Source organism: Mesorhizobium sp. M1A.F.Ca.IN.020.03.2.1 (assembly GCF_004023205.1).
GTDB lineage: Bacteria > Pseudomonadota > Alphaproteobacteria > Rhizobiales > Rhizobiaceae > Mesorhizobium.
The window spans coordinates 1-11,448 of the sequence record NZ_RZSV01000190.1; the positions used below are offsets into that span (position 1 = coordinate 1).

Annotated in this window: 11 protein-coding genes and 1 pseudogene; 7 read left to right on the top strand and 5 right to left on the bottom strand. The window is 64.2% G+C overall.

Features of this window, described 5'->3' with window-relative positions; all coding sequences use genetic code 11:
* Positions 1–923 (top strand): tetratricopeptide repeat protein (locus tag EOA79_RS24245; protein ID WP_128293361.1); only part of this gene is annotated, 923 nt, incomplete at its 5' end.
* Between the two features lie 50 nt (positions 924–973).
* On the opposite strand, the gene EOA79_RS24250 is transcribed toward EOA79_RS24245, so the two are convergent.
* A complete protein-coding gene (locus EOA79_RS24250) occupies positions 974–1,435 on the bottom strand; it encodes a GNAT family N-acetyltransferase (protein WP_095823827.1) in 462 nt (153 codons plus the stop codon).
* 171 nt (positions 1,436–1,606) lie between these two features.
* Here EOA79_RS24250 and EOA79_RS24255 point away from each other — a divergent pair, with 171 nt between their 5' ends.
* A complete protein-coding gene (locus tag EOA79_RS24255; protein ID WP_127334981.1) occupies positions 1,607–2,551 on the top strand; it encodes a glycine--tRNA ligase subunit alpha in 945 nt (314 codons plus the stop codon).
* Here EOA79_RS24255 and EOA79_RS24260 read toward each other — a convergent pair.
* Positions 2,548–2,730 (bottom strand): hypothetical protein, encoded by a 183-nt coding sequence (locus EOA79_RS24260; protein WP_095823826.1) that lies wholly within the window; start codon positions 2,728–2,730, stop codon positions 2,548–2,550. The two genes, EOA79_RS24255 and EOA79_RS24260, sit on opposite strands and share 4 nt — an antisense overlap.
* A gap of 307 nt (positions 2,731–3,037) precedes the next feature.
* On the opposite strand from EOA79_RS24260, the pseudogene EOA79_RS24265 reads away from it, so the two are divergent.
* Both EOA79_RS24265 and glyS read left to right on the top strand, forming a co-directional pair.
* Positions 3,038–3,385: pseudogene (locus tag EOA79_RS24265) on the top strand (DUF559 domain-containing protein).
* Between the two features lie 69 nt (positions 3,386–3,454).
* A complete protein-coding gene (gene glyS / locus EOA79_RS24270) occupies positions 3,455–5,887 on the top strand; it encodes a glycine--tRNA ligase subunit beta (RefSeq protein WP_095823825.1) in 2,433 nt (810 codons plus the stop codon).
* Positions 5,888–5,944: 57 nt separating this feature from the next.
* On the opposite strand, the gene EOA79_RS24275 is transcribed toward glyS, so the two are convergent.
* The gene (locus tag EOA79_RS24275; RefSeq protein ID WP_095823824.1) at positions 5,945–6,427 is read right to left on the bottom strand and encodes a hypothetical protein; all 483 of its coding nucleotides are present in this window, start codon (positions 6,425–6,427) and stop codon (positions 5,945–5,947) included.
* Between the two features lie 276 nt (positions 6,428–6,703).
* Between EOA79_RS24275 and EOA79_RS24280 the strand changes: the two genes are divergently transcribed.
* The 3 genes from EOA79_RS24280 (at position 6,704) to EOA79_RS24290 (ending at position 9,929) form a co-directional block, all read left to right on the top strand.
* Complete coding sequence (locus EOA79_RS24280) at positions 6,704–7,666, top strand: L-threonylcarbamoyladenylate synthase (protein WP_164747678.1); 963 nt, start codon at positions 6,704–6,706, stop codon at positions 7,664–7,666.
* 80 nt (positions 7,667–7,746) lie between these two features.
* Complete coding sequence (locus EOA79_RS24285; protein ID WP_095800908.1) at positions 7,747–9,177, top strand: FAD-binding oxidoreductase; 1,431 nt, start codon at positions 7,747–7,749, stop codon at positions 9,175–9,177.
* 185 nt (positions 9,178–9,362) lie between these two features.
* A complete protein-coding gene (locus tag EOA79_RS24290) occupies positions 9,363–9,929 on the top strand; it encodes a DUF6101 family protein (protein WP_067327821.1) in 567 nt (188 codons plus the stop codon).
* Positions 9,930–10,093: 164 nt separating this feature from the next.
* Here the strand turns inward: EOA79_RS24290 and ubiA are convergent, their stop codons facing one another.
* Positions 10,094–11,077 carry a 4-hydroxybenzoate octaprenyltransferase gene (gene ubiA / locus EOA79_RS24295; RefSeq protein ID WP_067327822.1) on the bottom strand — a complete coding sequence of 328 codons (984 nt, stop codon included), beginning with the start codon at positions 11,075–11,077 and terminating at the stop codon, positions 10,094–10,096.
* 51 nt (positions 11,078–11,128) lie between these two features.
* Positions 11,129–11,347: a hypothetical protein gene (locus tag EOA79_RS24300; protein ID WP_067327823.1), complete on the bottom strand. Its 219-nt coding sequence runs from the start codon at positions 11,345–11,347 to the stop codon at positions 11,129–11,131.
* Positions 11,348–11,448 lie beyond the last annotated feature (101 nt).

Genomic DNA, 11,448 nt, shown 5'->3' on the forward strand with positions numbered 1-11,448 from the left:
CCGCGCTCAACCGTGGCGGCGGCGAGCCTTTCGTGAGGCTCTATCTGCAATATGCGCTGGCGCTGAAGCCGGACAGCGACGCCGCCCTCGTGCAGCTCGCCGCCGTCGCCGAGCAGCTGAAGGACGGCGAAGGCGCGATCGCGCTCTATCGGCGCATTCCGGCCTCCTCGCCATTGAAGGAGCTTTCTGAGCTGCAGCTTGGCCTGAACCTTGCCGATATCGACCGTCACGACGAAGCCATCGCGCATCTCAAGGGCTATGTCGATGCGCACCCGACCGACATGCGCGGCTACCTGGCGCTTGGCGGCGTCTACTCCTCCAAGGAGGACTACCGTTCGGCTGCCAATCTCTACGACAAGGCGGTCGAACAGCTGAAGACGCCGACTGCCGCCAACTGGAACATCTTCTACCAGCGCGGCATCGCCTATGAGCGGTTGAAGGAATGGCCGAAGGCCGAGCCCAATTTCCGCAAGGCGCTGGAGCTGCAGCCCGACCAGCCGCAGGTTCTGAACTATCTCGGCTATTCCTGGGTCGACATGAACACGAACCTCAAGGAAGGCCTGGCGATGATCCAGAAGGCCGTGGATCTCAGGCCAAGCGACGGCTACATCGTCGACTCGCTTGGCTGGGCCTATTACCGCCTCGGCCGCTTCGACGACGCCGTGCGCGAAATGGAGCGCGCCGTGTCGCTGAAGCCCGAGGATCCGGTTCTCAACGACCATCTGGGCGACGCCTATTGGCGCGTCGGCCGCAAGCTGGAAGCGACCTTCCAGTGGACCCAGGCACGCGACCTGAAGCCGGACCCGGATGTGCTCGCCACCTTGCAGCAGAAGCTGCTGAAGGGCCTGCCGCCGATCGAGTCCAACACGGCGCAGGAAACGCCGAAGGTGAAACCGGTCCCGCCCGCGGCGCCGAAGGGCTGAGGCGCACATTTCTGCAGTTTGGCGGGGCCCTTGGGAGCCCCGCAACGTTTTCAAAACATCTTGCGGTAGACGACGAACCCCGAGCGCTCGCCGATCCTGTCATAGAGCTGCATGGCGGTGTGGTTGGTCTCATGCGTCAGCCAGTAGACGCGACCCGAGCCCGCGGCTTTGGCGCGCTCGTAAACGCCTTCGATCAGCGCCCGGCCGACGCCGTGGCCGCGCGCGGCTTGTGAGGTGAAGAGATCCTGCAGATAGCAGTTCGGGGCGATCGCCGTGGTCGAGCGGTGGTAGAGATAATGGACGAGGCCGAGAAGCTTGCCGTCGCGCTCGGCCACCAGAGCATGCACCGGCTCGTAAGCGTCGAAAAAGCGCGACCAGGTCATCTGGGTGATCTCGCCGGCAAGCGCGGTCTCGCCCGAGCGGCCGTAGAATTCGTTGTAGCCGTCCCAGAGCGGCAGCCACTGCTCGTAATCCTGCTGGGTGACGGGGCGGACGGTGAGTTGACCGAGCATGGCGGGAACCTTTGTCGTTGCGGCTCGCCGAAGCAAACGGCCCGCGTGATCGGCCGGCAATGGGCCACCCGCCGGCAAAGCTTCAACCTCTCCTCGATGCGGCGCCCTGCCTTGACGCTTGCCGGCCCGGCAACTAGGGAAAGCCCACTCCCAGCGCATTCCGAGGCCGCCGTGACCGTCGAGATCCCTGCCCACATGCATCCCAGCCGCTCCTTCCAGGGGCTGATCCTGACCTTGCACAACTACTGGGCAGCTTACGGCTGCGTCATCCTGCAGCCCTACGACATGGAAGTCGGCGCCGGCACCTTCCACCCCGCCACCACCTTGCGCGCGCTCGGCCCGTTGCGCTGGAACGCGGCTTACGTGCAGCCGTCGCGCCGGCCGAAGGACGGCCGCTACGGCGAGAACCCGAACCGGCTGCAGCATTACTATCAATATCAGGTGATCCTGAAGCCGAACCCGCCGAACCTGCAGGAACTCTATCTCGGCTCGCTGGAAGCCATCGGCGTCGATCCGCTGCTGCATGACATCCGCTTCGTCGAGGACGATTGGGAAAGCCCGACGCTGGGTGCCTGGGGCCTCGGCTGGGAGTGCTGGTGCGACGGCATGGAAGTGTCGCAGTTCACCTATTTCCAGCAGGTCTGCGGCATCGAATGCGCGCCGGTGGCGGGCGAGCTCACCTATGGGCTCGAGCGCCTCGCCATGTATGTGCAGGGCGTCGACAATGTCTATGACTTGAATTTCAACGGCCGCGAGGGGCCTGAGAAGGTCACCTATGGCGACGTGTTCCTGCAGGCCGAGCAGGAATATTCGCGCCACAATTTCGAATTCGCCAACACGGCGATGCTGCTTCGGCATTTCGAGGACGCCGAAGCCGAGTGCAAGGCGCTGCTCGCCGCCGGCGCGCCGGCGTCGAACGACAATTCGTCGATGCACCGTCTGGTTTTCCCCGCCTATGACCAGTGCATCAAGGCCGGCCACGTCTTCAATCTGCTTGACGCCCGCGGCGTGATTTCCGTGACCGAGCGCCAGAGCTACATTCTGCGCGTGCGCAACCTTGCCAAGGCTTGCGGAGAGGCGTTCCTGCAGACGCGCGCGGGCGGCCTGGCGACTTAGCCCAAAGTCACGCTGGCGATCTCGGCGGCGGCTGCCATCGGCAACGTGATCTGGACTGTCGCGGCATCGATCGTCCGCAGTGCCTGTCGCACGCCCGGCATCGAGAATGTGCCATGCATCTGGGCGGCGAAGCAGGCGCTCAGTGCCAGGATCTGCAGGATTCTCGATGCCGTCTTCATGGTCGTTCAGCCAATAGTTCTCCGTCTGAGCGTTGGTCGCTTCAGCACTGTGTTTGGTTCATGGGGTGTCTGTTCTTATGACGGGTGGGCTCGTGTCGTCCCGACAAAGAACTGAAAATTTCCTGAAATAGCTCGAACTGCCGACCGGCAGGCAGGGTGACAGGCGCGAGCCGAGTTGCTATGCGCCCTCTACCTCCCCCTTGATGGGGGAGGTCGCCGCGAAGCGGCGGGTGGGGGTGACGGGCGCTTCCCTATGCCAAAACTTGTTCGGTTCAAGCTGCAGTCCGCACGAAGGCTGCGCGCGGCAATGACCGAGGAGGAACGCAGGCTGTGGCGGCACCTCTGGCGTATTCCGGTCGAAGGAACGCACTTTCGTCGACAAGCGTCGGTTGGCGGTTACTATCCTGACTTTATCTCCCATCGGCTGAAGCTGATCATCGAGGTGGATGGCTTCCAACATGGCTTTGATGGCCAGCAGTGCCATGATGCAGTCCCAACGAGATGGTTTGAGAGCTAGGGCTATCGCGTCGTCCGCTTCTGGAACCACGAGATAAAAAACGAACTGGATTCCGTTCTCGATACAATCTATGCGGCTGTGGAAGAACGAAAATCACACCTTGGTCTGCGCGATGGTGCCGAAGGTGCTGGCGGCTGAAACGCCGCCACCCCACCCCGGCGCTGCGCGCCGACCCTCCCCATCAAGGGGAGGGTAAGGAGCTAACTGATGCCTGACCTCCTCCTAGAACTCCGCTCGGAAGAAATCCCCGCGCGCATGCAGCGCAAGGCGGCCGGCGATCTTCGCAAGATGCTGACCGACGGCTTGATCGAGGCGGGTCTGACCTATGAGGCGGCGCGCGAATACTGGACGCCGCGACGCCTGGCGCTGGACGTGCGCGGGCTGACGGCGCGCTCGAAGGACATTCGCGAGGAGATCAAGGGCCCCTCGACCACCGCGCCCGACCAGGCGGTGCAGGGTTTTCTGCGCAAGGCCGGCCTTTCGTCGATCGCCGAGGCGCATGTCCATTCCGATCCCAAGAAGGGCGACTTCTACGTCGCCCACATCTCGAAGCCGGGCAGGGCGGCGGAAGAGATCATCGCCGAGCTGGTGCCGGGCATCATCAAGAACTTTCCCTGGCCGAAATCGATGCGTTGGGGCGCGGCCTCGGCCAAGCCCGGCTCGCTGCGCTGGGTGCGGCCGCTGCAATCGATCGTCTGCACCTTCGGCCCGGAGACCGAGGAGCCGGTGGTGGTCGATTTCGAGATCGACGGCATCCGCTCCGGCAACGTCACCTACGGCCACCGCTTCCATGCACCGGGCACGATCACCGTGCGCCGCTTCGACGACTATGTGGCGAAGCTCGAAACGGCCAAGGTCGTGCTTGATGCCGACCGGCGCAAGGAGATCATCCTGGCCGATGCCCGCAATGTCGCCTTCGCCAACGGCCTCGATCTCGTCGAGGACGAGGGCCTGCTGGAAGAGGTCTCCGGCCTGGTCGAGTGGCCGGTCGTGCTGATGGGCGAGTTCGAGCAGGATTTTCTCACCATCCCGGCCGAGGTCATTCGCCTAACCATTCGCGCCAATCAGAAATGCTTCGTGACGTCGCGCCCAACCTCCCCGCTAGAGGGGGAGATGTCGGCGAAGCCGACAGAGGGGGGTGCCGTCCCGCCGTTCTCTCAGCGCGAGGCACTCCCCTCTGCCCTGCCGGGCATCTCCCCCTCAGGGGGGGAGATTGGCCAATCGCCACTCTCCGATCGCTTCATCCTGGTTGCCAATATCGAAGCGAAGGACGGCGGCAAAGAGATCGCCTACGGCAATGGCAAGGTGGTGCGGGCGCGTCTCTCAGACGCCCTCTATTTCTGGAAGACCGACCAGGGCGATCTGCCCGACCTCGGCACGCTGCAAGAGTCGGCGGCGAAGTTCGAGCTGGATCTAAAGAAGCCGCTCGACCAGCGCATGGCGCGCCTTGACCATCTCAATGTGACCTTCCATGCCAAGCTTGGCACACAAGGGCAGCGCGTGGCGCGCATCAAGCGCTTGGCCGAGGAATTGGCGCCGACGGTGGCGAAGTCGATCTCCCCCCTTGAGGGGGAGATGGCCGGCAGGCCAGAGGGGGTTGCTTCGGCTGGTGCGACGCATTCTGGCATTTCGAAGAGGGAAGAGGTTGGCACTCCACGCGAGACGACTCCCTCTGTCGCCTCTGGCGACATCTCCCCCTCGAGGGGGGAGATTACCGCGCTCGTCGCCCGCGCCGCGGTGCTCGCCAAGGCCGACCTGCAGACCGAGGTGGTAGGCGAGTTCCCGGAATTGCAGGGCGCCATGGGCTGCAAATATGCGCTGCTCCAGGGCGAGCATCCGTCGGTGGCCGCGGCCGCCGAGGAGCACTACAAGCCGCAAGGCCCGTCCGACCGGGTGCCGACCGACCCGGTGTCGGTTGCTGTCGCGCTGGCCGACAAGCTCGACACGCTGACAGGCTTCTGGGCGATCGATGAAAAGCCGACAGGCAGCAAGGATCCGTTCGCGCTCAGAAGAGCTGCACTCGGCGTGGTCCGGATCCTGATCGAGAACCGCATTCGCCTCGGACTGACATCGGTCTTCGCCAACGCCTTTGCGAGCTTCGCCAGCGATGCCGCACAAATTTCGGATCTCCTCGGCTTCTTCCATGACCGCCTCAAGGTATATCTCCGCGAAAGCGGTGCACGATACGATCTTATCGACGCCGTCATCACGCCGCAGTCCGACGACCTTCTGCAGATCGTTCGCCGCGTCGAGGCGCTGGGCAAGTTCCTCGACACGGAGGATGGCAAGAACCTGCTTGCCGGTACCAAGCGCGCCGCCAACATCCTGGCTGCCGAGGAGAAGAAGAAAACACGGGTCGCCGAGATTGTTGAGCCGGCGCTGTTCCGCGAGGATGCGGAAAAGAAGCTGTCGGCCGCGGTGAATCAGGCCGAGAAGGAAGCCGGCCAAGCGATTCAAAACGAAGATTTTTCCGCCGCCATGCTGACGCTTAGCGTCTTGCGTGAACCAGTTGATTCATTCTTTGAAGGGGTTCTCGTGAATGATGAGGACCAGGCCGTGCGCGCCAACCGCCTGGCGCTGCTTGCCCGCATCCGCGCCGCCACCGACCAGGTCGCCGATTTTTCAAAAATCGTCGGCTGACAGCCAGAATGCCGGTCGGAAGCTGCATGCTCCGTAAGGCGCGGGAGGCCGTCGCGCCTACATCGCCTTGCTGAAGCGCGGCGGCGTCGGGGCAGCTTCCGGTTGGACTTCCGGTTGGGTCTCGCCGTCAGACGCGGTTGCCGTCGTGGCGGGGTTGTTCTCGGAAGCGTTGGTATCGCCGTTGGCGGCAGCCTGAGCCGTGCCGTTGGGGGGCGTGGCCGCAGCCGTGCCGTTGGGAGGCGTGCCGGCGGGCGCGGTGCCGTTTGCAGGTGTCGCGGCCTCCTTGGCCGGGGCAGTCGCCGCGGGCGTCGCCGAGGCGCCGCCGACGATGCCGCCGCGAATGATCGTCGGCGTTTGCGCGTGCCTCTGTCCGGATTTCTCCGGGATCGCGGCCACTTTCTCATCGGTGACGGCTGGCACCGGCTCGCCGAGCGCCACAACTGACGGTGTAGCCTTGCCGGGCTCGATCGCGGCCAGCCTGACAATGGATGGCGTCGAGGTCGCCGCGCCGAGCACGACGATGGACGAAGCCTGTGCCAAGCCGCTCGTCGCCAGCAGACCGATAACGACCGCTCCTAGAGCAATTCCAGGAAAGGGACGTAACAGCTTTCCGTTCGCAATTGCATCAAAGCAAGACATACGCATCACGACAACTCTCCGCCCACCAACCGGAAATCCGCACCCTAGCGTCGGCGAATTGATGCCGGCTTGCGCGGAAACTTAACATTTTAGGGATTGATAAATCGCCAATGCGCGCCCTTGCCCCTGCTGCCATGCCGTATTACGGGACCGGCATGTTCAGGATCGGTGGTGAATTTGGCTGAGATACTTGGCGTCGGCGAGGCGATGGAAAGGGCGCTGGCGCTGCTCGAAGGCGGCGATGTTGTCGCCATCCCGACCGAGACCGTTTACGGACTGGCAGGTGACGCCACGAATGGGGCTGCCGTGGCGCGTATCTTCGAGGTCAAGGGTCGCCCGAGCTTCAACCCGCTGATCGCCCATGTCGCCGACCTCGCCATGGCAAACCGCATTGCTACATTCGATCCATTGTCAACAAAGCTGGCGGAAGCTTTCTGGCCCGGTCCGCTGACGCTGGTGTTGCCGCAGCCCGCGGAAAACGGCATCCATCCGCTCGTCACAGCCGGGCTTGACACGATCGCGCTGCGCATGCCGAGAGGCTTAGGCGGCGAGCTGATCGCGAGATTGGGCCGGCCGCTCGCGGCGCCCAGCGCCAATTCCTCCGGCAGGATCAGCGCCACGACGGCCGAGGCCGTGGCGGCTGATCTCGGCGAGAAGATCAAGCTGGTGGTCGACGGCGGCGCGACGCCCGTCGGCCTGGAATCGACGATCGTCAAGATCGAGGACGGCAAGCTGCGTCTGCTACGACCCGGCGGCATCGCTGCCCGGGACATTGAAGCGGTCGCCGGAATTGAGGTGATCCGCGGCGCTACCGGAATCCAGGCGCCCGGCATGCTCGCCTCGCATTACGCGCCGCGCGCATCGATGCGGCTCAACGTCGGCAAGCTCACGAGCGGCGAGGCGCTGCTCGCCTTCGGCCGCGCTCGCGCTGAAGGCTGGCAGGATGCCGTGGCGCTGCGCAATCTTTCCGAGGCGGGGAATCTGCGGGAGGCCGCCGCCAATCTGTTCGCCTATATGCAGGCGCTCGACCGCAGCGGCGCGCCCACTATCGCCGTCGAGCCGATCCCGGCCGACGGCTTGGGCGAGGCGATCAACGACCGGCTCGCGCGCGCCGCCGCCCCGCGTGACAAGATCGACTGAGCCTATCTCTTTGTTTTGAACGCAATTCCGGACGGAAAACCGCTTCACACTTTTCCTGGAATTGCTCTAGGTTTGGGCGCATGAACGACCAGCCCTTCGACCTCGATCCTGCCCTCATCGACCGCTTCGCTGCCATCGTCGGCGACAGATACGCGCTGCGTGATCAGGCTGACATCGCGCCATACATCACCGAACGGCGCGGCCTCTGGCATGGCCGGACACCGCTGGTGCTGAGGCCAGGCAGCGTCGAGGAAGTGAGCCGCATCATGCGGCTCGCTACCGAGACCGGCACGCCGGTCGTGCCGCAGAGCGGCAACACCGGGCTGGTCGGCGCCCAAGTGCCGGACAAGTCCGGCCGCGACATCGTGCTCTCGCTGTCGCGGCTGAACCGCATCCGCGAAATCGATGTCCTGTCGAACACCATCACCGCCGAGGCCGGCGTCATCCTGCAGACGCTCCAGGAAGCGGCCGACGCTGCCGACCGGCTGTTCCCGCTGTCGCTTGCAGCCCAAGGCTCCTGCCAGATCGGCGGCAATCTCTCTTCCAATGCCGGGGGCACCGGCGTGCTTGCCTATGGCAATGCGCGCGAGCTTTGCCTCGGCGTCGAAGTGGTGCTGCCGACCGGCGAAGTGTTCGACGATCTGCGCAAGCTGAAGAAGGACAACACCGGCTACGATCTGAAAAACCTCTTCGTCGGCGCCGAGGGCACCCTCGGCGTCATCACCGCCGCGGTGCTGAAGCTCTTTCCGAAGCCGAAGGGCAGGGAGGTTGCCTTCGCCGGCCTGTCGTCGCCCCAGGCAGCGCTCTCGCTGTTCAGCTTGGCGATGGATCGCGCCGGTGCTTCGCTCACGGCTTTCGAGCTGATCGCCAAACGGCCTTACGACTTCACGCTTAAGCATGGGCAAGGGATCACCCGACCGCTGGCGGATGACTGGCCGTGGTATGCCCTGATGCAGGTCTCTTCAGGTCGCTCGGAAGAAGATGGCAAGGCGCTGATCGAGGAGATTCTTTCGGCCGGCCTCGAGCAGGGCATCGTCGGCGATGCGGTGGTGTCGGCAAGTCTTGCCCAGGGCGACGCCTTCTGGAATTTCCGCGAGACGCTGCCCGAATGCCAGAAGCCGGAGGGCGCCTCGATCAAGCACGACATCTCGGTGCCGATCGCCTCGATCCCGGAGTTCATCGAAAAGGCGGCAGGCGTGGTCCAGACTGTCTGTCCCGGCGCCCGCGTCGTCTGCTTCGGCCACATGGGCGACGGCAATCTTCACTACAACATCTCTCGCCCGCTGGATTGGCAGGACGACCCGTTCCTTGAGCTCTACCACCCGATGAACAAGGCCGTGCACGATGTCGTGCGTTCCTTCCACGGCTCGATCTCGGCCGAGCACGGCATCGGCCAATTGAAGCGCGACGAGCTGATCGCCACGGCCCCGCCAATGGCGATCGATCTGATGCGCCGGGTGAAGGCGGCCTTCGACCCGGCCGGCATCATGAATCCCGGTAAGGTTATCTAATTCTTCCAACATCTTGTGGCTGGTCGCATTCCGATAACCATCGGCTCCGATCAGCAAAATTTAACTGACTTTCTTAAGCGCGGCGGTAAGAAGCGAGCGCTAATGTTTCCCGCATAACGAGGCCGGAAAAACCGGCCCGGAGAGAACCGGAAAACGGCCCTCAGGAGAAACAGGAAGGCATTCGAATGAACACTGGACTGAAGCCAGTCTGGGCGGGGCGCAACATGCGTCTCGACCCGTTTCGCCTGCCGCAGATGGTAAGCTATGCCACGCGCGACGACTATGGCGATGTAACCTTCACCATCGACCCGCGCGGCGCCGTCATTCGCCGCACGCTGGAGATGAGCGGCGTGCCGGCGATCATCGCGCTGCCCGCCAATGCCTTCCGTGGTGTCGCCGCCCGCGCCATGGAGGATCCGGACGGCAATGTCACCGTGACTTTGGAACTTCTGCACAATGATCCGATGCTGTCGGTGCCGCTTTTGGTCGCCGACGATCTCGACGACGTCGCCGCCGACTGGCGCGCCTGGGCCGACGCTTATCGCCTGCCGATGCTTCTGATCGAGGCCGACGGCGTCGCCCGCACGCTGGAGGAATCGCTGGGCGCCGCAATCAAAGCGCTGCCGCCGCAGGAACGCCGCCAGGGCCGTGTCTCCAACATGCGCCGCCCGCGCTTCCTCGCCCGCCGCAGGACCGGCAATCTCGGCCTGCGTCTCGTCGTCGGCGGTGAGGAGATTATCGCGCGCGAATAGCAGCGACCCTTCCCTTCTCCCCCCTGTGGGAGAAGGTGTCGCCGAAGGCGACGGATGAGGGGTTCTCCAGGAAACGCCGAGCTCTCACTCCGCTGAAACACCCTCAACCGTCTCGGCACTGCGCGCCGATCCACCCTCCCACGACAAGGGGAGAAGGAGAGGCGCTACACCAGCGGCTTCAGCACCACCCAAAACGCCCCGCCGATCAGCCCCAGAAAAATCAGCCAGCCGACCTGGTTGTTCGACTTGAACAGCTTCAGGCACTGATCGGGATCGTTGATGTCGAGCCGGATGATCTGGCGCGCCATATGCGCGCCGGCGGCAATCAGCCCGGCCAGCGCCGGCATCGGCACTTGAGCCGAGGCAAAGGCGATGGCGAAGCAGGCAAGCGTGCCGCCATAGAGCCCGGTGAGCCAGGTCTTCGTGTTGTCGCCGAACAGGCGTGCCGTCGAGCGCACGCCGACGATGGCGTCGTCTTCCTTGTCCTGATGCGCGTAGATCGTGTCGTAGCCGATCACCCACAGGATCGAGCCGATATAGAGCATGATGGCGGGGCCATCGAGATCGCCGAACTCGACCGCCCAGCCCATCAGCGCGCCCCAGGAGAAGGCGAGCCCGAGCACGAATTGCGGCCAATTGGTGATGCGCTTCATGAACGGGTAGATCGCGACAATGGCCAGCGAGGCGATGCCGAGCGGAATGGCGAAGCTGTTGAACTGCAAAAGCACTGCGAGCCCGACCAGCGCCTGGATGATCAGAAACGCCCAGGCCTGGCGGCGCTTCACCTTGCCGGCCGGCAGCGGCCGCGAGCGGGTGCGCTCGACCTGGTTGTCGATGTCTTCGTCGACGATGTCGTTGTAGGTGCAGCCGGCGCCACGCATGGCGACGGCGCCGATGAAAAACAGGAACAGGTACCAGGGCGCGGGCAACAGCGTCAGCAGCGGATCCGTCGGCCGCGGATAGGCGCTGGCCGCAAGAGCCGCCGACCACCAGCAGGGCCACAAGAGCAGCTGCCAGCCGATCGGCCGGTCCCAGCGCGCAAGCTGCGCATAGGGCCACAGCCAGCGCGGCAGCACCCGGTAAACCCAATGGCCGCTCGGCGCGTCCGCGACGCGGCCCTGGGCTGCTTTCGACTGGATGGTTTCCATCGTGCTGGAGTGGCAGCAGCGATGGGCGCCGTCAAGCAGCCGCGTTGTCGCTCAGGCAGTGAAAACATCGTGACTGGCGAACCATGCTTTCGCTGTCTCGATGAAGGCGAGTGCCGCCTTCGATAGGCGCAGGCGCGCGTCGCGGGCGAGAACAATGCGCTGCATGGGAAGCACATCAAGCCCGGCCAGAAGTTGCGCGAGGACTGGTTCCCTGTCGTTTTCCGGAGCTGAGTCGACTTTGGATTGGGCCGGGCGGGATCGGTTTCCCATCGGCAAATTGCCTCATTGCGTCTTGATGTGGGCAATCTTCCCGTGTGCAATCGCCCCCCGAAACGCCAAGATGCCTTGACCCGTCGCCCTTGGACCAATAG